At 63.9% G+C, this 19785-nt stretch carries 20 protein-coding genes; 12 read left to right on the top strand and 8 right to left on the bottom strand.

What is annotated here, in order from left to right; all coding sequences use genetic code 11:
• The first annotated feature begins 51 nt into the window (after positions 1 to 51).
• The 3 genes from ACTJLC_RS18425 to ACTJLC_RS18415 all read left to right on the top strand — a co-directional run bounded on the left by ACTJLC_RS18425 (position 52) and on the right by ACTJLC_RS18415 (position 3684).
• Positions 52 to 1029: a type II secretion system F family protein gene (locus ACTJLC_RS18425; protein WP_073428886.1), complete on the top strand. Its 978-nt coding sequence runs from the start codon at positions 52 to 54 to the stop codon at positions 1027 to 1029.
• Between the two features lie 49 nt (positions 1030 to 1078).
• On the top strand, positions 1079 to 2044 hold the full coding sequence (locus ACTJLC_RS18420) for a type II secretion system F family protein (RefSeq protein WP_083081443.1): 966 nt from the start codon (positions 1079 to 1081) through the stop codon (positions 2042 to 2044).
• Between the two features lie 173 nt (positions 2045 to 2217).
• The gene (locus ACTJLC_RS18415) at positions 2218 to 3684 is read left to right on the top strand and encodes a sigma-54 dependent transcriptional regulator (protein ID WP_374709809.1); all 1467 of its coding nucleotides are present in this window, start codon (positions 2218 to 2220) and stop codon (positions 3682 to 3684) included.
• A 64-nt stretch (positions 3685 to 3748) separates the two neighbouring features.
• Here ACTJLC_RS18415 and ACTJLC_RS18410 read toward each other — a convergent pair whose 3' ends face one another.
• From ACTJLC_RS18410 to ACTJLC_RS18390, 5 genes are all read right to left on the bottom strand, one after another.
• Positions 3749 to 4342: a PqiC family protein gene (locus tag ACTJLC_RS18410; RefSeq protein WP_310313619.1), complete on the bottom strand. Its 594-nt coding sequence runs from the start codon at positions 4340 to 4342 to the stop codon at positions 3749 to 3751.
• A complete protein-coding gene (locus ACTJLC_RS18405) occupies positions 4342 to 5955 on the bottom strand; it encodes a PqiB family protein (RefSeq protein ID WP_440844801.1) in 1614 nt (537 codons plus the stop codon). Before ACTJLC_RS18405 ends, ACTJLC_RS18410 begins: the two co-directional genes overlap by 1 nt.
• Complete coding sequence (locus tag ACTJLC_RS18400) at positions 5948 to 7213, bottom strand: paraquat-inducible protein A (RefSeq protein ID WP_310313613.1); 1266 nt, start codon at positions 7211 to 7213, stop codon at positions 5948 to 5950. Before ACTJLC_RS18400 ends, ACTJLC_RS18405 begins: the two co-directional genes overlap by 8 nt.
• Positions 7214 to 7360: 147 nt before the next feature.
• Complete coding sequence (locus ACTJLC_RS18395) at positions 7361 to 8023, bottom strand: DUF3313 domain-containing protein (RefSeq protein ID WP_440844799.1); 663 nt, start codon at positions 8021 to 8023, stop codon at positions 7361 to 7363.
• A gap of 133 nt (positions 8024 to 8156) precedes the next feature.
• On the bottom strand, positions 8157 to 8804 hold the full coding sequence (locus tag ACTJLC_RS18390) for a TetR/AcrR family transcriptional regulator (protein WP_310313607.1): 648 nt from the start codon (positions 8802 to 8804) through the stop codon (positions 8157 to 8159).
• Positions 8805 to 9049: 245 nt separating this feature from the next.
• Here ACTJLC_RS18390 and ACTJLC_RS18385 point away from each other — a divergent pair, with 245 nt between their 5' ends.
• The 6 genes from ACTJLC_RS18385 to ACTJLC_RS18360 all read left to right on the top strand — a co-directional run bounded on the left by ACTJLC_RS18385 (position 9050) and on the right by ACTJLC_RS18360 (position 14197).
• Entirely contained in the window at positions 9050 to 9412 is a 363-nt protein-coding gene (locus ACTJLC_RS18385) for an ArsR/SmtB family transcription factor (protein ID WP_083081449.1), read from the top strand.
• Positions 9399 to 10484 (top strand): ACR3 family arsenite efflux transporter, encoded by a 1086-nt coding sequence (gene arsB, locus ACTJLC_RS18380; RefSeq protein WP_083081451.1) that lies wholly within the window; start codon positions 9399 to 9401, stop codon positions 10482 to 10484. The genes ACTJLC_RS18385 and arsB overlap by 14 nt, the downstream gene beginning before the upstream one ends.
• Complete coding sequence (gene arsC, locus ACTJLC_RS18375) at positions 10481 to 10906, top strand: arsenate reductase (glutaredoxin) (RefSeq protein ID WP_073428893.1); 426 nt, start codon at positions 10481 to 10483, stop codon at positions 10904 to 10906. The genes arsB and arsC overlap by 4 nt, the downstream gene beginning before the upstream one ends.
• Positions 10903 to 11667, top strand: coding sequence for an arsenical resistance protein ArsH (gene arsH / locus ACTJLC_RS18370; protein WP_083081453.1), 765 nt, complete (start codon positions 10903 to 10905; stop codon positions 11665 to 11667). The genes arsC and arsH overlap by 4 nt, the downstream gene beginning before the upstream one ends.
• A 98-nt stretch (positions 11668 to 11765) precedes the next feature.
• Positions 11766 to 13529, top strand: a complete 1764-nt coding sequence (locus tag ACTJLC_RS18365) for a SulP family inorganic anion transporter (protein ID WP_083081455.1) — start codon at positions 11766 to 11768, stop codon at positions 13527 to 13529.
• 110 nt (positions 13530 to 13639) lie between these two features.
• Positions 13640 to 14197 carry a phosphoglycerate mutase family protein gene (locus ACTJLC_RS18360; RefSeq protein ID WP_310313601.1) on the top strand — a complete coding sequence of 186 codons (558 nt, stop codon included), beginning with the start codon at positions 13640 to 13642 and terminating at the stop codon, positions 14195 to 14197.
• A 60-nt stretch (positions 14198 to 14257) separates the two neighbouring features.
• On the opposite strand, the gene ACTJLC_RS18355 is transcribed toward ACTJLC_RS18360, so the two are convergent.
• Entirely contained in the window at positions 14258 to 14794 is a 537-nt protein-coding gene (locus ACTJLC_RS18355) for a peroxiredoxin-like family protein (protein WP_073428897.1), read from the bottom strand.
• A gap of 77 nt (positions 14795 to 14871) precedes the next feature.
• On the opposite strand from ACTJLC_RS18355, the gene ACTJLC_RS18350 reads away from it, so the two are divergent.
• The gene (locus tag ACTJLC_RS18350) at positions 14872 to 15657 is read left to right on the top strand and encodes a helix-turn-helix transcriptional regulator (RefSeq protein WP_244745482.1); all 786 of its coding nucleotides are present in this window, start codon (positions 14872 to 14874) and stop codon (positions 15655 to 15657) included.
• A 127-nt stretch (positions 15658 to 15784) separates the two neighbouring features.
• Here the strand turns inward: ACTJLC_RS18350 and ACTJLC_RS18345 are convergent, their stop codons facing one another.
• Complete coding sequence (locus tag ACTJLC_RS18345; protein ID WP_083081459.1) at positions 15785 to 16780, bottom strand: Tim44 domain-containing protein; 996 nt, start codon at positions 16778 to 16780, stop codon at positions 15785 to 15787.
• Between the two features lie 92 nt (positions 16781 to 16872).
• Positions 16873 to 17355 carry a CBS domain-containing protein gene (locus ACTJLC_RS18340; protein ID WP_073428900.1) on the bottom strand — a complete coding sequence of 161 codons (483 nt, stop codon included), beginning with the start codon at positions 17353 to 17355 and terminating at the stop codon, positions 16873 to 16875.
• A 148-nt stretch (positions 17356 to 17503) separates the two neighbouring features.
• On the opposite strand from ACTJLC_RS18340, the gene nhaR reads away from it, so the two are divergent.
• Both nhaR and ACTJLC_RS18330 read left to right on the top strand, forming a co-directional pair.
• Entirely contained in the window at positions 17504 to 18400 is an 897-nt protein-coding gene (gene nhaR, locus ACTJLC_RS18335; RefSeq protein ID WP_073428901.1) for a transcriptional activator NhaR, read from the top strand.
• 165 nt (positions 18401 to 18565) lie between these two features.
• Positions 18566 to 19660: an AI-2E family transporter gene (locus ACTJLC_RS18330; protein ID WP_310313596.1), complete on the top strand. Its 1095-nt coding sequence runs from the start codon at positions 18566 to 18568 to the stop codon at positions 19658 to 19660.
• The last annotated feature ends 125 nt before the right edge of the window (positions 19661 to 19785 follow it).

Raw genomic sequence — 19785 nt, 5'->3', positions numbered from 1 at the left:
TCCGGCGAGGCCGATCCGCTCATTGACTCGTCGCGGTCTCAGGAGACCTGCATGAACCCGATCTTCTACGCATTCGCCATCTTGCTGTTCCTCGCCGTCGTGCTCGCGCTCGAGGGCGGCTACCAGTGGTGGAACAATCGTCATGGCCCTTCCGCGCGCCGGATCGAATCGCGAATCCGCGCGTTGTCCGCCGGCGGCCAGGTGCATAAGGATCGCCTCACGATCCTGAAGAACCGCATGCTGAGCGAGTCCCAAACGCTCGACAAGCTGCTGATGCGGCTGCCGCGCATCCAGACGCTCGACCTGTGGATCCAGCAGTCGGGGCTCAAGTGGTCGATCGCGCGGCTGTTCGGCGCGAGCCTCGTGCTGCCGGCCGCCGTGCTCGGGGCGGCCACGTTCGCACCGGTGCCGACGCTGTTCGCCGCGCTCGGCGCGCTCACCACCTCGGCGATTCCGTTCCTGTACGTGAGCCGGCGGCGCAGCAAGCGGCTGCGTCAACTCGAACGCCAGTTGCCCGACGTCGCCGACATGATCAGCCGCGCGCTGCGCGCGGGGCATGCGTTCTCGGGCGCGATCGGCATGGTGAGCACCGAGTTCGCCGAGCCGATGGGCGGCGAATTCCGCATCACGTTCGACGAGATCAACTACGGCGTCTCGCTGAACGAAGCCCTGTTGAATCTGGCGACGCGCGTGCCGGTTCGCGATCTGCGCTACTTCGTGATCGCCGTGCTGATCCAGCGGGAAACGGGCGGCAATCTCGCCGAGGTGCTGGACGGCATCGCGACGCTGATCCGCGAGCGCCTCAAGCTGTTCGACAAGATCCGCGTGCTGTCGGCCGAGGGCAAGTTGTCGGCGTGGATCCTCGGCCTGCTGCCGTTCGTCACCGCCGGCTTCATGATGGTCCTGAACCCCAGCTTTCTCGACGTGCTGTGGCAGGACCCGGCCGGCATCAAGATGCTGCAGACGCTGGCCTTCTCCATGCTGTTCGGCGTGATGTGGATGCGGCGCATCGTGAAGATTCGCGTCTGACGCGCCCGCCTCGCAGGCGTGTCGCGTAACAAGATACCAGGGAGTTGTCATGCAAACGCTCGACTCGATGCATATGCTGTTGCTGGCCGGTCTTTTCGCCGTGGTGTTCGGCGCGGCATTCGCCGCGATGCTGCTGCTCTCGCCACGCGATATGCGCCGGCGCATCGAGCAGGCGGGCGGCGCGAACCTGCCCATGTCCGAACCCGGCAGTACGTCGACCGGGTCGGCCTGGCTCGAAAAGCTCGCGGAGATTTCGCAGCCGATCTCGAAGCTGTCGATCCCGGCCGAAGGCTGGGAAAACTCGGCGCTGCGCGTGCAAATGATGAACGCGGGCTGGCGCACGCAGGGAGCCGCCGCGCTTTATTTCGCCGCCAAAACCATTCTTGCGCTCGTGCTGCCGCTGATCGCGCTCGTGTTGCTGTCCAATACGTCGTTCTTCGCGCAACAGTACATGTTCATGGGCACGCTCGCGCTGCTCGCCGCGTTCGGCTACTACCTGCCGAACGTGGTGCTGACGCGGCGCATCGCGTGGCGCAAGCGGACCATCTTCGAGGACTTCCCCGACGCGCTCGATCTGCTGACCGTGTGCGTCGAAGCGGGTCTCAGCCTCGACGCGGGCTTGATGAAAGTGGCGGGAGAAATCGAATTGCGCAGCCCGGTGGTCGCGAGCGAACTGCAACTCATGCTGCTCGAAATGCGCTCCGGGTTTACCAAGGAAAAGGCGCTACGCAATCTCTCGCTGCGCACGGGCGTCGAGGACGTCGATTCGTTTTGCGCGATGCTGGTGCAGGCCGAACGGTTCGGCACCAGTATCGGCTCGTCGTTGCGCGTGCTGTCGGACACGCTGCGCACACGGCGGCGGATGCGCGCCGAGGAACAGGCCGCGAAGATCGCGCTGAAATTGCTGTTTCCGCTGATCTTCTGCATCTTTCCCGCGCTGCTCACGGTTCTGCTCGGGCCCGCGTTCATCCACATCTACCGGGTGTTGCTGCCCACGTTGAGCGGCGGCGGTTAGAAGGTGCTCGAACCGGCGGTGTGCATCGGGTGTTCGTGAATTGCATGTCGCCGGGGAAAGTACCGATACGTCCAGGGGCGAATCCGGACGTTATTGCTGAGGGGGCGTTTCACGCTCCTCGCGGCAACAGGTGTGCGGGCGCGCACCGACGCAAGAATGAAGGGGGACGTACCGTGCGAAAGTCATCCGAGCGCGCTGCAACGGTCGTCTGCGCGACGGCCGGTCCGGCCGAGCCGGCTCCCGCGCGCCTGCCCGACACTCGGCGCCGTTTGATCTGCGTTGCTCGCACGCCGGACGACGCGCTTCTCGCGGACATGCGCGCGGCCGGCTGGGACGTGGTCGTGGCGAAAACCCCCGCCAGCGCCGAGGCCGCGACGAGAAAGACCGGCGTCGCCGCCGGACTCATCGATTTCGACGGCTTCACGCTGCGCGACTTTTCCGTGCTCAAGGCCTGCCTGAGCCAAACGGCGATCGGCTGGGTGGCGGTCACGGCCGATGGCCAGGCGGCCAGCAAGCCGGTGCGCGAGCTGATCCGCAATTACTGTTTCGACTACGTCACGCTGCCGTTGCCGCGCGAATCGATCGCGCGCGTGCTCGGGCACGCTCGGGGCATGGCGGCATTGGATTACCTCGACACCGCCGCCGGAACCCCGCTCGCGGACGACGACGAGATGGTGGGCAATTGCGAGGCCATGCGGCAGCTATTCAGCACCATCCGCAAGGTCGCCAACACGAGCGCCAGCGTGTTCATTTCCGGGCAGTCCGGCACCGGCAAGGAACTCACCGCGCTCGCGATCCACCGTCGCTCGCCGCGCCGCAAGGCGCCGTTCGTGGCGATCAATTGCGGCGCGATCGCCCACAATCTTCTCCAGTCAGAGTTGTTCGGTTATGAACGCGGCGCGTTCACGGGGGCGGACCGGCGCAAGATAGGCCGCATCGAATCGGCCAACGGCGGCACGCTGTTTCTCGACGAAATCGGCGACATGCCGCTCGAAGCGCAAGCGAGCCTGCTGCGCTTCCTGCAGGAAGGCAAGATCGAGCGGCTCGGCGGCAATGAGCCGATTGCGGTCGACATCCGCATCATTTCAGCGACCCACGTCGACCTCGAAGCGGCGATAGAAGACGGACGCTTTCGCGCCGACCTGTTCCATCGCCTGTGCGTGCTGCGCGTGGACGAACCGCCGCTGAACCAGCGCGGCGCGGATATCGAAGTGCTCGCGCACCACGTTCTGCAGAAGTACAAGACCGACAGCACGCACAAGATTCATGGCTTCACGCCGTCGGCGATCGAGGCCATGCGCCACTACCACTGGCCCGGCAACGTGCGCGAGTTGATCAATCGCGTGCGCCATGCGCTCGTGATGGCCGAAGGCCGGCTGCTGACGCCGCACGACCTCGATCTCGAATCGCCTGCCGACAGGAGAACCGCGACGCTCGACCATATCCGCGAAACGGCCGAGCGCGGCGCGATCGAAACCGCCTTGCGGCGCTACAACAACCGGCTGGGCGAAGCCGCGACGGCGCTCGGCATCTCGCGCGTCACGCTGTATCGGCTGATGACCGCGTATGGCATGCGCGATGCGGCGGGCGCGGCGGTGGACCATGCGGATGACGAGTCCGATGGGAAGATGTCCGCGTGAATGGTTGCTGGTTGGTTGCTGGTTGGTTGCTGGTTGCTCGCTGGTGCGCAAGTGGTTCAGAAATTCACGGCGGCATGAGCGATTGCGCCGCCACCGCGACGTCTCTCGCCACCGACGCGAGCGCCCGGCTGTGCGCCTCGATCAGCGCGTCGTAGCCTGGCCCATTTGCCGACTCGCGCACGAGCGAGCGTCCATTCACTTTCCGTGCTCCCCTCGGCACGCGCACTGACCAGATCACGGCCAGCGTTACCGTGCCGTCCGCCGGGGAATCGAAGCTCTGCACGTCGATCGACACGCGGTAGGCGTCATCGTCCACGCGCTGCGGATACGTGGAGACCATCGCGCCCGGCATGAGCCGCGTGAGATCCGCGGCGAGCACGCGCGGAATCTGACTCTTCAATGGCTCGGCCCAGCGGGCGAACTCGTTTATCGACACGCGGTTCGCATCCAGCCTCGAAACGATTTGCGGCCGGTCGACCAGGTCGGGCACTGTAACCGGGTCGATAGCAATCTGAATCGCGATCGCATTGGCGCCTTGCGGCGGCGCGACAGCCTGAACCGGACTCAACGTATAGAACCTCGACGCCGGCGAACTCGCGCATCCCGCCAGAAGCATCGGCACGAACACGCCCAGCAGTAGCGTTGCATATCGACGCATTACTTGTCCTCGACCTTGCCGCGCAGCAGCGCTTCCGGGTGGCGTTGCAGGTACTCCGCCAGCGAGCGGAACGAGGCCGCGGTGCGCGACAACCCGCGCATGGTCTCGGCGCTGCCCTGCTGCAACGGCGAGTCGCTTTGCAACGCGCGATTCGCCGACGTGAGCGCTTCGCGCGCCGCGCTCAGCGTCGCCTTGGCGTCGGGCGCGAGATCGGTGCTGATCGTATTCATCAGCGTGTCCGCGTCAGTGAGCGTTTTGCGCAGATCGTGGCTGATGCCCTCGAATGGAATCCTGTTCAACGTCGCCACGAGCGTGGTGATCGAGTCTTGCAAACTCTGCAAGTTGCCCGGCACGGTCGGCAATTGGGGCGTCTTTTTGCTCCAGTCCATGCTCGCCTTCGGTGACGCAGGGAAGAAATCGATCGCGACATACAGTTGGCCCGTGAGCAGGCTCGCTGTTCTCAGTTGCGCGCGCATTCCTTTTGTCACCAGGTAGTCCGCAAACGCCTTGCGCTCCGACGGTATTCGCCCGACGGCGCTTCCTGCGTCATCGCGAGAAATCAAACGCTCGGGGAAAATGCTGACTTCGACGGGGATATCGAACGCCTTTGTCGCCGGATCAAAACGCGAGCTGATTGCCGACACCTCGCCGATGACGATGCCGCGGAAATCAACCGGCGCGCCGAGGGTCAAGCCGCGCACGGATTCCTTGAAGTTCAGCACGTATTTATCAACGATTGCGTCGTGCCGTTTCATCGCCTCGGCACGGTCGGCGAAAAGTTTGTACTCGTGCCGCGCTTCTGCTTCGATCCGGGGCGTCGCGTCAGGCGGAGTCTCGAATGCGAGGCCGCCAATCAGAAGCGACACCATCGATTCGGTGTTGATCTTCACGCCGCTCGCATCCAGCGTCATATCCACGCCGCTGGCGTGCCAGAAGCGGCTGTCGCTGGTGACGTACTTGTCGTAGGGCGCATTAATGAAAACGTGCAGCGTCATGCCGACGCCGTCCGCGTCGAGCGCGTATGAAACGATCCGCCCGACCTGAAGGCGCCGGAAAAAAACCGGCGAGCCGATATCGAGTGAACCGAGGTTCTCGCTCTTCAGCACGAACTCCCGCCCCGGCGTGCCCGATGCGAGAGCCGGTGGCGACTCCAGTCCGACGAAATCGCCACGCGCTGTTTTCGAAGTGCCGATATCCATGCCGATGTGAGAGCCGGTCAATATTGTTCCGATACCCGATACCGTACCGCCGGCAATGCGCGGCCGGACAACCCAGAAGCGCGTATCGTCGACGAGCATGCTGGAAGCGTTGCGCGACATCTCCGCGCTGGCCAGCACGGTCTTGTGGTCGTCGGAAAGCTCGACGCTTTTGATGATGCCCACGTCGACGTTCTTGAACTTGATCCTGGTCTTGCCGGCCTCGATGCCCTCACCGGTCGAAAAGCGGATCGTGACGGTCGGGCCCGTTTGCATCACGGAACGCACCACCAGCCAACCGGCAACGAGTACGGCGATCAGCGGCACCAGCCAGATCAGTTGAATGCGCCACTTCGATGGTTCGATCGCGACGGCTTCGGGAATAGCGGTTCCGTTCCGCGCTGACGATCTATTCACCTTCCGGCTCCACGGCGTCCCATATCAGCCGGGGATCGAATGACAGCGCGGCGAACATGGTGAGCACCACGACCGCGCCGAATGCAATGGCGCCAGGACCCGCATCGACCGAGGCAACGGTGCCGAACTGCACGAACGCAACCAGAATGGTAATGACGTAAATATCGAGCATCGACCAGCGGCCGACCCTCTCCACGACGCGGTAAATACGCGTTCGCGTGTGTGGAATCAGCGGAGAGCGCAACTGGGTACTCCACGCGAGGTAGACCAACGACAGAATCTTGAGCATGGGCACCACGATGCTTGCGACAAAAACGATAGCGGCAAGCGGCCACGACCCCGAGGTCCAGAGATAAACAACGCCGCTCAGGATGGTGTCCGATTGCGCACCGAACAGCGTACTGGTGACCATGACCGGCAACAGAACGGCCGGGATATAAAGGATCATCGCGGCAAACAGAAATGCCCAGGTGCGCAAAAGACTATTGGGCTTGCGCAAATGCAGCGCGGCGCTGCAACGCGGGCAGGTCCCGACGTGACCGTGAACGAGCGGCTTCGACAGCAAGCCGCAATCGTGGCACACGAACAGACCCGCACGCGCGGCGGTCATTTGCGTGGCGTGGGAAGCGAGCGCAGGCGGCATGCTGCGGCCTTGCACCGCATCGAGGCGCGCCCATATATCGCGCGGATTGAATGTCACGGCCGCTGCCGCGAGCAGCACCATGACCGCGCCGAATGCCCAGATCGCGACGCCGGGCACTACCGAGGCAATGTGCTGCAGTTTGACGAGCGCGACCAGCATGCCGAGCATGAGCACTTCGATCATTCCCCACGGCGCAACATGGCGGAGCACACGAAGCACGATCTCGGAACGTTGAGGCAGGCCGCCGATATGCAACGGTATGAGCACATAGATCACGGACGCGATGTTCAACGCCGGCATCAGAAGCGTTGTGACGAACACGAGTCCGGCAATCGGCCACATGCCGTCCAGGTACAGCGAATAAGCCGCCCCGAAAAGCGTGGTTTCGACCAGCACGCCATTGACCCATAGGCCCACGATCGGAAAGCAGTTGGCCACCACGAACAGCACGGCGGCAGCCAGGGTGAGGGCGAGCGCGCGATCATAGGTTGCCGGCAAGCAGCGGTAGAGCGTTGCATTGCATCGCTGGCATCGCGCGACACCGTTCTCGACGAGCGGCGTCTCCCACTGGAGAAAGTCGCATTCGTGACATGCAATCAATTTGGCTTTTTTCATTTTTTGCATTCGCTAGCGGCCGCACGCTCCGGGAAGCGCGCGCCTTATACCCGGCCGGCGCGGCCACGTTCATGCAGCGCCGTGGAGACCGGTCAATGCCGCGCGAGCCGGCCGCCCCGGCCGGTTATGTCGCGTGGCAAACCTGGTTCATTTGAATTGCGCGACGAGCGCGTCGGCCCCTTTATCGATGCCGGTTTTCGACGCGCTGAGCGATCCGAAACTCGCGCCCAGGTTGTACGGATTGGGGTATTGCTTCGTCACGTAGGCATTGAGCAGGCGGTTGGTCGACGCGTCGTAGATCTCGACCGCATAGCTGACGGAGCCTGTGAAAGCGCCCTCTTTGCCACGGGCCGTTTGAACGACGTTGTAAATGCCGCCCGCAATGTCGAAGCGCGAAAAGGTGCTGATCACCGGCGTCGTGGTGGCCGCGCCCGTCAGCGTCAGCTTCAGGCGCAGCGTGCTCAGGCTCGGCTCGTTCGCCAGTTCGAAACGCGTGCGCAGCTTTTCGGCAAACGTTGTTTGCATGTAACCGGCGAGGGCCGCTTTATCCTTGTCTTGCATGTCGCCGAACTGGTTGTCGGCGCCACGGTAAACCACGACCGGATCGATGATCACCCGGCCGTACTTGCGCCAATCCACCTGAGTCGCAAAGCGATAAGGCACTCGCCCGGACTCATCCTGCTGATTCGGTTGCAACGAGGACGACGACGCGATCCCCGAATACGCAACAGGCTTCACGCTCGAACAGCCGATCAAGGCGGTGCAAATGGCGGCAATCAGCAGATGCCGCGGCTTCATTGACTTATACATTCAGATCTCCAGTTTCGATTCCCTGTGGGGTACGGCAAATTACTTCGTTAAAACCAGCTATACGGTTTGTTTTGTATCTGAAGCTTGGAATTTGCCCGTGGCTGATGCCCGGCGACGCCTGAGTCAGACGTTTTTAACGGTCAACAGTCATTTCGCGTTCGTTTGGCGAAGTGCTGGAACGGCGCGATAAAGGTGCGGTGCGTGGCCCGCCTTTGACGGGAGCAATAGCCGACCACCGGCGTTCATCCAGCAGGCGATCGAACAACCGCGCACGCTCCTCTTCTGAAAACGGACAAAGCCCCAGCAGAGCCGTCAATGCGAGGCCATTGGCCGCGGCCCAGCGCAGCAGCGCCAGGTCGGGATCGGCTGCCTCGCTCCTGATACGTTTGACCTTCGCCGCATTGCCCTTGCGAACGGGAGACAAAAGCGTCGGATCTTCCACGAGCGCGGCAAGTACGGCCAGGGCGACGGAGTGCGGCTGGGTAACCGTTTCACGCAATGTCGCGATCTGTGCCAATAGATCGGCTTCGCGCGCGGCGGAGCCGAGCGCAGCCAGATAGTCCCGGGAGAATTGCTCGAAGTACTCGGTCTGGTGGTCGAGCAACGCTCTCAGCACCTCGCTCTTGGTGCGGAACTGATGCATCAATCCACCCTTGCTCATGCCGCTTTCGCGTGCGATGGCGTCAAACGTCAGACGGCCCGGACCGTCGCGAGCGACGATGGTGAGCGCCGCCTGAATGGCCGCGTGGCGAGAACGTTCTGAGCGGGTGGGGTTGTCCATTGTTCCTCTGGAAGCGCGATTGCAGGTTCACGCAACCGCGCCAAAACATGCGCGAGCATCGAGGACGCAGACTAACATCGGCGATTCCCTGTGTAAACCGTCCAGATGGTTTGTTTTATTGTTGAGGACGTGAACGAGGTCCGCTTAACGGCGCCGCGGCGGTCGTCAATGGCCTGCATCGCCTCTTCGATTCGTCAATTCAAGAACTCTTGAAATGACGAAACAAATGGCTTATCGTGGCGGGCATGGACTCGACCCTCGTCGTCCGCGCCCTCGGCGCCCTCGCCCATGACTCGCGCCTCGCGATCTTTCGCCTGCTGGTGGTCGCCGGCCCAGGCGGCATGGCCGCCGGCGAGATTGCGCAGCAAGTCGGCCTTTCTCCATCGAGCCTGTCGTTTCACCTGAAGGATCTGTCTCACGCAGACCTGGTGAAGCCGCGGCAAGAGGGGCGGTTCGTTATTTATACGGCGAACTTCGACGCGATGACGGGGCTGATCGGCTTTCTCACCGACAACTGCTGCGCCGGCGCGACCTGCGCCGCGAGCGATTTGTCCGATTGCTGCGCCATCGGCGAAAAACCCGCAAAGGAACCCAATGAGCAGCACTGAAACGGCGAGCGCCAGCGCTCGGCCGGCGATCGGTTTTTTCGAGCGCTATCTGACGGTGTGGGTGGCGCTGTGCATCGTCGGCGGCATCGCGCTCGGGCAAATGCTTCCGCAACTCTTTCAGGCGCTCGGCCGCATGGAAGTGGCGCAGGTCAATCTGCCGGTCGGCGTGCTGATCTGGGTGATGATCATTCCGATGCTGGTCAAGATCGACTTTGCCGCGATGACGCAGGTGAGAAGCCAGTGGCGCGGCATCGGCGTCACGCTGTTCGTGAACTGGTTCGTCAAGCCGTTCTCGATGGCGCTGCTCGGCTGGATCTTCATCCGCCATGTGTTCGCGCCGTGGCTCCCCGCCGATCAACTCGACAGCTACATCGCCGGCCTGATCCTGCTGGCGGCCGCGCCCTGCACGGCGATGGTGTTCGTCTGGTCGCAACTCTGCAAGGGCGATCCGTATTTCACGCTTTCGCAAGTGGCGTTGAACGACTCCATCATGATCGTGGCGTTTGCGCCGCTCGTCGCGCTGCTGCTCGGGCTGTCCGCCATTACGGTGCCGTGGGACACGCTGATCATTTCGGTGGCGCTGTACATCATCATTCCGGTCGTGCTCGCGCAATGGCTGCGCCGGCATCTGCTCGCGAAAGGCGAGGCGCATTTCCGGCGGACCGTCGCGCGCCTCGGCCCGTATTCGATCAGCGCGCTGCTCGCGACGCTCGTGCTGCTGTTCGCTTTTCAAGGACAGGCGATCGTCGATGAGCCGCTCGTCATCGCCATGCTCGCGGTGCCGATCCTGATCCAGGTGTTCTTCAATTCAGGCCTCGCCTATCTGCTCAATCGCCGGCTCGGCGTCGCGCATTGCGTCGCGGGTCCATCCAGTTTGATCGGCGCGAGCAATTTCTTCGAGCTTGCGGTGGCCACGGCCATCAGCCTGTTCGGCTTTCATTCGGGCGCGGCGCTGGCGACGGTGGTCGGCGTGCTGATCGAGGTGCCGGTCATGCTGCTGGTGGTCGGCGTCGTCAACCGTTCGCAGCACTGGTACGAAGCTAAACTCGGCAACAAGGGACAACCGCTATGAGCGTCACGATTTATCACAACCCGAATTGCGGCACGTCGCGCAATACGCTGGCCATGATCCGCAACGCCGGCATCGAGCCGGAAATCATCGAGTACCTGAAAACGCCGCCGAATCGCGAGACGCTGAAGGATCTGATCGCCCGCGCCGGCCTCACGGTACGCGCCGCGCTGCGTGAAAAGGGCACGCCCTACGCGGAACTGGGACTCGACGATGCGTCGTTGACCGACGAGCAACTACTCGACGCGATGCTGGCGCATCCCATCCTGATCAATCGCCCGTTCGTCGCGACGCCGCTCGGCGCGCGTCTGTGCCGGCCGTCCGAAATCGTGCTCGACATTTTGCCTGCCGCGCAAAAGGGTTCCTTCACGAAGGAAGACGGCGAACAGGTCATCGATAGCGAAGGTCGGAGAACCCGCTCATGACGCGAGATCTTCCCAACGTCAGCGCCCCGCACCTCGACACGCCGGACTTGCAAAAGCTCGAAGCGCCCGTGGTTTCGCAACACGCGCCGCGGATTCTGCTGCTCTACGGCTCGCTGCGCCCCACGTCATACAGCCGGCTGCTCACGCTCGAAGCCGAACGCATTCTGCGTCATTTCGGCGCCGATACGCGCGTGTTCGATCCGCACGATCTGCCGATCGTGGACAGCGTGACAGCCGACCATCCGAAGGTGGTGGCGTTGCGCAAGCTCTCCGAGTGGTCGGAAGGACAGGTATGGTGCAGCCCCGAGCGTCACGGCACGCTAACGGCCGTCTTCAAGAACCAGATCGACTGGCTGCCGCTCGAAAGCGGCGGCGTGCGTCCCACGCAAGGCCGCACGCTCGCGGTGATGCAGGTGTGCGGCGGCTCGCAATCGTTCAACGCGGTCAACGCGCTGCGGGTTCTGGGCCGCTGGATGCGCATGGTGACGATCCCCAATCAGTCGTCGGTGGCGAAGGCGTGGCAGGAGTTCGACGCCAACGGCCGAATGAAACCCTCGGCTTACTACGATCGCGTGGTCGACGTGATGGAAGAGCTGTACAAGTTCACGCTGCTGGTGCGCGACCGTTCCGACTATCTGACCGATCGCTACAGCGAGCGGAAGGAGGCGCATCCCGAGCTTGCAACGACACTCGCGGCCGCGGCAATGAATCAGGAGTCGGTCAGCGCCAATGCGGACACCGACGACAGCGAAACGGAGTAACAGCGCTCGCTGCGGTGCAACCGGTCCGCTAGCGATACGTCTCGCCTCACGCAAGAAATTGAGCGACCATCGAATCAATTTCGAGTGAGAGGGTTTTCATGAAACCTGACACCGGCGGGCCCGAGCGGCCGTCGAGCCGTACCGGGCGTATCGTCTCGCGCTGGGTCAACGGGCTGGCGGTGGCGCGCGGCTACCGGCTTGCATGGCTGCCGCACGACGCGATCGCGGGCCTCAGTCTCAGCGCCGTGCTGGTGCCCGCCGGCATGGCTTACGCTGAAGCCGCCGGCCTGCCCGTCGTCTCCGGACTCTACGCGTCGCTCGCGGCGCTGCTCGCCTACGCGCTGTTCGGCCCGAGCCGGATTCTCGTGCTCGGTCCCGACTCGGCGCTGGTCGCGTTGATCGCGGCGAGCGTCGCGCCCTTGGCGCACGGCAACACGGAACACGCGATCGCGCTCGCCGGCGGCCTCGCGCTACTCTCCGGCGCGATCTGCCTGGCGGTCGGCATGCTGAAGCTGGGCTTCGTCACCGAACTGCTGTCGCTGCCGATTCGCTACGGCTACCTCAACGGCATCATGCTGACCATCGTCGTCGGACAAATACCCAAGCTGCTGGGCTTCCAGGTGCAGGGCGCGTCGTTCCTCGCGCAAGTGCGCGAGCTGGCGAGCGGCGTGGCCGCGGGCAAGATCAACGGCATGGCGCTGACGATCGGCGTTGCGGCGCTGGCCGTGATCCTCGGCTGCAAGCGCTACTGGCCGAAGGTGCCCGGCGTGCTCGTCGCGGTCGGGGGGGCGACGCTTGCGGTCGCCGCGCTGGGCCTCGCGCCGCGCTTCGGGCTGGCGGTGATCGGCAACATGCCGCAAGGCCTGCCGGCGCTGCACCTTCCCGCGCTCGCGCTCGATGAATGGACGACGCTCGCCGGCGGCGCGGCCGCGATCGCGTTCGTCTCGTTCACCGACATCAGCATCCTGTCGCGGACCTACGAGGCGCGCAGCGGCGAAGCCGTCGACCGCAATCAGGAGTTCGTCGCGCTCGGGCTCGCCAACATCGCGGCGGGCGTCGCGCATGGCTTCGCCGTGAGCGCGAGCGGCTCGCGCACGCCGGTCGCGGAAGCAGCCGGCGCGAAGACCCAGGCGACGGGCGTGGTCGCCGCGCTGGTCGTCGCGGGACTGCTGCTGTTCGCGCCGCAGGCGCTGCGCGACACACCGCAGGCGGCGCTTGCCGCAGTCGTGATCGCCGCGTGCCTCGGACTGCTGGAAGTGCGCGGCGTATGGCGGCTTTACCGGCTCAGACCGAGCGAGTTCGTGCAATCCATCGCGTGCCTCGCCGGCGTCGCGCTGATCGGCGTCGTGAACGGCATCGGCATTGCGCTGGCGCTCGCGATTCTCGGGTTCCTGTGGCGCGGCTGGCGTCCGTATTCCGCCGTGCTCGGCCGCGTCGACCGGATCAAGGGCTATCACGACCTCGCCCGGCATCCGGAGGCCCGCCGCATTCCGGGGCTCGTGCTGTTGCGATGGGACGCGCCGCTTTTCTTCGCCAACGCGGAGATTTTTCGCGAGCGCATGCTACAGGCGGTTCGCGAGGCGCCGACTCAGACCGCGTGGATCGTGATCGCCGCCGAACCGGTGACGGACGTCGACCTCACCGCCGCCGACACGCTCGCGCGGCTTCGCGACGAACTGCTCGCGTTGAACGTGACGCTCTGCTTCGCGGAGATGAAGGGGCCCGTGAAGGACAGCCTGAAACACTATGGCCTGTTCGACGCAATCGGCGAGCAGCACTTTTTCCCCACCGTCGGACAAGCCGTGAACGGCTACCTCGAGACGCACGACGTCGAATGGCGCGATTGGGAGGATGAAGCGTAGACGCTGTCGCGCCGCCGAGCTTACGTGGCACGTGGCTTGCGCTTCGTGCTTCAAATGCGGCGGCGGCGTTCGCAACCCATGCGCCCAGCCAGTCATATCGCGGAGGCAACATGGCACCTGAGCGGATCATCTTCATTCGGCACGCGGAAAAGCCGGGCGCCGACGAAGGCATCGGCGTCGAAGCGGACGGTACGTCGGACGAAGAAAGCCTCGCGGTTCGCGGCTGGCAGCGTGCCGGCGCCTTGGCGCGCTTCTTCTGTCCGATCGACGAGGCGCGTGCGGCGCGACTGACGCCGGCCGCCGTGTTTGCTCCGGGAACCGGCCCGGCGAGCAAGAGCAAGCGCGCGATGCAGACCGTCGCGCCGCTGGTTGCGCTGCTGCGGCAAACCTCGCGCGTGAAGTACGTCACGGCGCATCAGAAGGACGACGGGCCAGCGCTCATGCGGGACGTGCTGGCTCAACCCGGTATCGTGCTGATCGCGTGGGAGCATAAAGTGCTGCCGTCGCTGATCGAACACCTGCCCCGAGCGCCCGCGGTTCCCGCCATCTGGCCCAGCGACCGGTTCGACATGATCTGGATACTCGATCGCCTGCCGGACGGATGGTCGTTCTCGCAAGTCCCGCAATTGCTGCTCCCCGGCGATAGCGCGGAGCCGATCGCCGGGTGAATGCGGCGCGGCGCGTGCGCCGTAGATCAGCAACACGGAACGCGGGCCTGGCTCATGTCCTCACACCTCGCCCACGTACTCACCGCGAGCCGGGTAGTCGTTCTTGATGATGAAATCGAGCGCCTGCAATAGCTCGCTGAAATTGGGCCGCACGAACGGCATCGACTGGATCGAGAGGTAGTAGACCGTCTGATCCGGCTTCAACAGAAACACGCCGGGCTCCGAGAACAGCGCGGGCTCCTCGATGCCGATCGAGGTTTTGCCTCGCGACGTCGATAGATACAAGCCCCATTGGCGGGCGTCGGCGAGCGGCAGTCCAAAGCCGATACGCAAATGGCTTGCGCCAATTTTGTCGGCCATCGCCGTCGCGCGGTCTCTGTCGTCCGAACTGATCGCAATCGTTGCGACGCCCCGTTCGGCGAAGCTGGGCGTCAGACGCTCCAGTTCTTTCAGATAGGTCGCACAGATGGGGCAATGCAGGCCCCGATAGAAACAGATCAGCGTCATGCGTTCCGGCTTCTCGGCGGCGAGACGGAATGGACCGTGGGCCAGCGTATCGACAGTCAGTTCGGGGGCTTTCTGACGGGGAACCAGCATGGAGAATCTCCTTCGACAGTGGGTGGCGGGCACGCGCCGGATCGGCGCCTGAGTTAGACTTTCTCACACTCAAACGCATGAAAAATCCACATTACATGATCGAACGTCCCAGCCCGACACCCAAAGTCGATCGTCTGTCGGCTTTCTTCCGCGCTTTCGATCTCTCCGTTCAGCTATCGGAATCCCGCGAGCCGGATGCCGATGCCCTGCTGCTCGTTCTCGGCGACTCGCATCGGCAAGCCGAACAGGTCGCGCTTCTTACCGGTGAACGGGCGGTCCAGGCGTCGCCATCCAACGTGCTCGTGGCCGCGTCCGTGTACTTCGGCGGCGCGGTCAATCCGATCGTTTCGGCAATGCCTGAAGACATTCAGGTAGGCCTGAGCGAAGCGCCAACGCTTCGGGCGATTACCGACGCTTTTGTGGAAGAGGCGCTGGACGCGCGCTGCGGACGAACGGCCGCCCTTGGACGTTTATGCGAGGTGATCGTGTTGATGATCCTCAGACGCGCGATCGACAATGGCGCGACGCAACCGGGACTCCTCGCGGGACTCTCGCATCCGGCGCTTCATCGGGCGCTGGTCGCCCTGCATGACGCGCCCGCGCGCATCTGGCGGATCGAGGAACTCGCGGAGATCGCGGGTATGTCCCGCAGCCGCTTCATGGTTTCGTTCCGTGAAACCGTGGGGACGACGCCCGCCGCTTATCTGAGCGCGTGGCGTTTGAAGCTCGCGCATCGGGCGCTCGCGGAAGGCGCCCGCGTCAAGTCGGTGGCTCTGCGTGTGGGATTTGGCAGCGCGGCGGCGTTCTCGCGAGCGTATTCGCGCGAGTTCGGTTACCCACCGGCGGGAGCGCGTCACGAATGAGCGCGGTTCATCAGGAATGCGGCCATTTCGCTGGCCAGTCTTTCAGTTAAGCGGCGGGCGTCCATCCATTGATGCACGCCCGCCGCCGCGTTCGATCCGTCACCTGCTATCGAGCGCAATGCCGCCGTTAGCGATCCAACTGCTGGATGCCGGCCAGTCGCCACGCCTGGTCGCCATGCGTGCCGCGAACAATGTTCCAAACCTCCTGGAACGGCTCGGCGTTCTGAGCGCCGTCTTCGCGCATCTGGCCGTGAAAGCGCACGCTGACCAAAGTCTCATCCGCATTGTTCTCCACACCCAGCACTTCGGCGTCGAGTTGCGGCACCTCGGTACGGTTCGGCTGGCTACCGCGGCTTTCCAGATCCTGCTTGATTCGCGCGAACATCTCCGGCGTGGTCAGCTCGAACAGATCGCCCTGCTCGTTGCGGTCCCATGCGCTTTGCAGGCGCATGAACATGGTCTTTGCCGAAACCAGCAACTCGGCCTGGTCCAACGGGAGCGAATTCGCCGGCGCATTCACCGCGCCCGCCATTCCGATCGCTCCCGTCGAGGCGCGTTGCGAACCGAAAAAGTTCGTATCGGGCCGCGTCTCACCGGTTCGATTCAGAAACGGCGAGCCGTTGGTCTGCTGCCGATTCGCAGCGCTTTGCCCTGCGCCATGTCCCGCGCCGTGCCCATACGCCAGATCCGGACGACGCCGATTGGCGATGAAGCGGAACAGCATGACGCCGGCGAAAATCACCGCGCCGATCAGCAGCGCATTCGACAGCATTTGCGCGAGCCCCTCACCCAGGCCGAGCGACGACAGCAGCGCGGCAATGCCCAAGCCGGCGGCGAGGCCGGCGAGCGGGCCCATCCAGCGATTACGCGCCGGCGCGGCGGCAGGCGCCTGCGCAGCGGACTGCTGCGCCGGTTGAGCCTGCTGGCTTCGTTGCGATTGACCAGACGGCGACGCCATTTGCGACTGGCGCCCGATACTTTGGCTTCCGCCCACCCGCTTCGCTTCGGCGTCGTTCGACGCCACCGCGCCGAGTGCGAGCACGCCCGCGAGACCGAGCGCCGCGGTCCCGCGCGTCACCTTACTGGCAACTCGTCGCAGTTGATCGATGGTATGCGTGTACATATAAAACCTCTCTTGATGTGCCTGTGGGCTGCCCGCATTGCGCGTCATCCTTCCTCGCGACGACCTTACGGACAGTAATATTTTTTCGGTCGTTAAACTTGCAGCCGGTTGGCCTGCAATCCGCCATGCGCGGTCTGCAAACCATTGCCGTGGATGTAATGCTCCAGTTCCCGGATCGTGTGTTCCTGTTCCGACATCTGGTTCTTGATCAGGTCGCCGATCGACACCATGCCGATCACCTGCCCCGCCGCGATCACCGGCAAATAACGTATGCGGTGCGCCGTCATGAGCGCCATGCATTCCTCCGTTGTCTGCTCCGGGCTGACGTAGCGCACCGCCGTCGACATGATGTCGCGCACCGGCGTATTGCGCGATGAACGGTCCATCAGCACGATTTTTCGCGCGTAGTCCCGCTCCGTGACGATGCCGGCTATGCGCCCCTCGTGCGCCACGATGAGCGCGCCGACCTGGCGGTGCGCCATGATCGCTATCGCGTCGTACACCGACGCCGATGCCTGGGTCGACCACACGGTCTGGGAAGCCTTCGACCGCAGAAATTGTGCAACCGATGCCATATGTCACCTCTGTCATCTGTCATTAGCCGCCCGCTGACGCCTCGGGGCGAGGCTTGAATCTAACCGAATCCGAGACAACGTAAAATTCGTATTTTTGTTGCTGATGCTTCGAGAAAAACGTAACGTGGCGTGGTCAAGGGAGGCACGTGTGAACTTCAAGCATCTGTATTACTTCTGGGTCGCGGCGCATGCGGGCGGAATCGTCCGCGCCGGCGAGCAGTTGCACATCACGCCGCAGACGCTTAGCGGCCAGATCAAGCTGCTCGAGGAAGCGCTGGATAAAAAGCTCTTCAAGAAGAGCGGCCGCTCGATCGAACTCACCGACGCGGGCCGGCTGGCGCTCGATTACGCCGATGAGATCTTCTCGCTGGGCTCGGAACTCGAAAGCGCGGTGCGGCGCGAAAAGGAGGTCGGCACGCAATCGCGGTTCCGCGTCGGCATCGCGGATTCGGTGCCGAAGGCGATCGCGTACCGGCTGCTGGAGCCGGCGCTGAGCGCGCCCGCTTCGCTGCGTGTGATCTGTCACGAAGGCAAATTGCATGCGCTGCTCGCGCAACTGGCCGTGCACCGCCTCGACCTGATCATCGCGGACGCGCCCATTCCCGCCGACGTCAACATCAAGGCGTTCAATCACCGGCTCGGCCGTTCGACGCTTAGCTGCTTCGGCGCCAAGGCGCTGTTGCAAGGCGGCCGCAAACGCTTTCCGATGTCGCTCGGCCAGTTGCCGCTGCTGCTGCCCGGCACGGAATCGGCGGTGCGCCGCAAGCTGGATCACTGGCTGGCGTCGCGCGCGATTTCGCCGCGCATCGTCGGCGAATTCGACGACGGCGCAATGGCGATGGCGTTCGGCCGCGAGGGCCGCGGCCTGCTGTTCGCGCCAACCGTGCTGGAGAACCAGTTACAGGCGGAACATAAGCTGACGATGGTCGGGCAGATCAACACCATCGTCGAGGAATTCTTTGCGATCTCGATCGAGCGCCGCATCAGTCATCCGGCGGTCGCGATGATCATCGACGCGGCGCGCAGCGAATTGTTCAACGCTTGAATCGTCCCTGAGCGTCGCCCCTTCCCGGTCCACTGTCATTACGATAACCTTTCATCAACGACATCGAAGAAATGGGATGCCGCTCGATTTGCGGCTGCTCGTTGCCGGACACAGGTTCGCTCTCATCCGCACGTGATGAGAACGGACACACAGCAAAGGCGTTTCATGGACGAAAGTTATCCGATGCCGCTGGTCAAGCGCATCATCCTCGCGTTTCTTCTCGGCGGGCTCGTGGTGTTGAGCTACGTGGTGCTGCACCTGTTCCTCGTGCCCGCGGCATGGGCCACCATTCTGGCCTACGTGACCTGGCCCGCCTATCGCCGCTTGCGCTCGCTGATGCGCGGCAACGCCAACGCCAGCGCGCTGCTGATGACCATCGTGCTCACGGCGGCGTGCGTCGTGCCGTTGATCTGGCTGATCGTGCTGTTGCGAGGCGAACTGGTCGCCGCGTATCAGGCCGTCGCGGTATTCCTCGCCCACGGTCCGCACCAACTGCCGGAACTGATTGCTCGCATTCCGTGGCTCGGGCAGTGGCTCCAGGAGCTACTGAACCAGGTATCGACCGATCCAGCGGCGTTTCGCGCGCAAGTCGCGGAGTGGGCCGGGCAGTGGACCGGCGAGGCCGGCCAACTGGTCGGCGGCGTGGGCCGCAATGCGACCAAATTGGGCTTTGCCCTGTTGACACTGTTTTTCATGTATCGGGACGGCGAAAGCGCATTGGACCAGGTGCGCCGCGTATTACGGCATTTTCTCGGCAATCGTCTCGACGCCTACCTCGCCTCCATCGGCGGCACGACCAAGGCGGTTGTCTACGGGCTCGTGCTGACGGCCTTGGCGCAGGGCGCGCTTGCCGGCCTCGGCTACTGGGTTGCCGGGATGGAGGCGCCGGTGTTGCTGGCCGCGTTTACCGTGCTGATCGCGTTGATACCGTTCGGCACGCCGTTCGTGTGGGGGGCGATCGGCGTATGGCTCCTCGTCACCGGGAAAACAATCGCCGGCGTGGGCCTTTTGCTGTGGGGCGCGCTGGTGGTGAGCTGGGTGGACAACCTGATCCGTCCGCTCGTAATCAGCAGCGCGACCCAGATTCCGTTTCTGCTGGTCGTGTTCGGCGTACTGGGCGGGCTTGCGGCCTTCGGCCTGGTCGGCCTGTTCATGGGGCCTGTCATCCTGGCGGTTCTGATGGCCGTGTGGCACGAGTGGCTGGAGGAGCAGGCAAGCGCGAATGCCGAGCCGCGAGTCCAGTCGAACGGGAACCCATGAGTGTGCGGCCCTGCCGTCAATCGTCGCGGCGGGGAATGAAAACGGTGCGCCGCAGACTGTCGATATCCGTCCAATAAGCGCCCACCTCCGCGAGCGCGACGGCCTCTGTCGCGATCCGCAGGCCG

The sequence above is a fragment of the Paraburkholderia sp. 22099 genome (genome assembly GCF_052045835.1).
Taxonomy (GTDB): domain Bacteria; phylum Pseudomonadota; class Gammaproteobacteria; order Burkholderiales; family Burkholderiaceae; genus Paraburkholderia; species Paraburkholderia terricola.
The sequence above is the reverse complement of the archived record's forward strand: the minus strand, read 5'-3'. Positions and strand labels throughout refer to the sequence as shown.

What these genes read in the sequence shown, in the direction of transcription:
- ACTJLC_RS18425 (WP_073428886.1), top strand. Translation starts at nt 52, where the DNA reads ATGAACCCGATCTTCTACGCATTCGCCATCTTGCTGTTCCTCGCCGTC.
- ACTJLC_RS18420 (WP_083081443.1), top strand. Translation starts at nt 1,079, where the DNA reads ATGCAAACGCTCGACTCGATGCATATGCTGTTGCTGGCCGGTCTTTTC.
- ACTJLC_RS18410 (WP_310313619.1), bottom strand. Translation starts at nt 4,342, where the DNA reads ATGCGTCGATATGCAACGCTACTGCTGGGCGTGTTCGTGCCGATGCTT.
- ACTJLC_RS18400 (WP_310313613.1), bottom strand. Translation starts at nt 7,213, where the DNA reads ATGAAAAAAGCCAAATTGATTGCATGTCACGAATGCGACTTTCTCCAG.
- ACTJLC_RS18395 (WP_440844799.1), bottom strand. Translation starts at nt 8,023, where the DNA reads ATGTATAAGTCAATGAAGCCGCGGCATCTGCTGATTGCCGCCATTTGC.
- ACTJLC_RS18390 (WP_310313607.1), bottom strand. Translation starts at nt 8,804, where the DNA reads ATGGACAACCCCACCCGCTCAGAACGTTCTCGCCACGCGGCCATTCAG.
- ACTJLC_RS18385 (WP_083081449.1), top strand. Translation starts at nt 9,050, where the DNA reads ATGGACTCGACCCTCGTCGTCCGCGCCCTCGGCGCCCTCGCCCATGAC.
- arsB (WP_083081451.1), top strand. Translation starts at nt 9,399, where the DNA reads ATGAGCAGCACTGAAACGGCGAGCGCCAGCGCTCGGCCGGCGATCGGT.
- arsC (WP_073428893.1), top strand. Translation starts at nt 10,481, where the DNA reads ATGAGCGTCACGATTTATCACAACCCGAATTGCGGCACGTCGCGCAAT.
- arsH (WP_083081453.1), top strand. Translation starts at nt 10,903, where the DNA reads ATGACGCGAGATCTTCCCAACGTCAGCGCCCCGCACCTCGACACGCCG.
- ACTJLC_RS18365 (WP_083081455.1), top strand. Translation starts at nt 11,766, where the DNA reads ATGAAACCTGACACCGGCGGGCCCGAGCGGCCGTCGAGCCGTACCGGG.
- ACTJLC_RS18360 (WP_310313601.1), top strand. Translation starts at nt 13,640, where the DNA reads ATGGCACCTGAGCGGATCATCTTCATTCGGCACGCGGAAAAGCCGGGC.
- ACTJLC_RS18355 (WP_073428897.1), bottom strand. Translation starts at nt 14,794, where the DNA reads ATGCTGGTTCCCCGTCAGAAAGCCCCCGAACTGACTGTCGATACGCTG.
- ACTJLC_RS18350 (WP_244745482.1), top strand. Translation starts at nt 14,872, where the DNA reads ATGAAAAATCCACATTACATGATCGAACGTCCCAGCCCGACACCCAAA.
- ACTJLC_RS18345 (WP_083081459.1), bottom strand. Translation starts at nt 16,780, where the DNA reads ATGTACACGCATACCATCGATCAACTGCGACGAGTTGCCAGTAAGGTG.
- ACTJLC_RS18340 (WP_073428900.1), bottom strand. Translation starts at nt 17,355, where the DNA reads ATGGCATCGGTTGCACAATTTCTGCGGTCGAAGGCTTCCCAGACCGTG.
- ACTJLC_RS18330 (WP_310313596.1), top strand. Translation starts at nt 18,566, where the DNA reads ATGGACGAAAGTTATCCGATGCCGCTGGTCAAGCGCATCATCCTCGCG.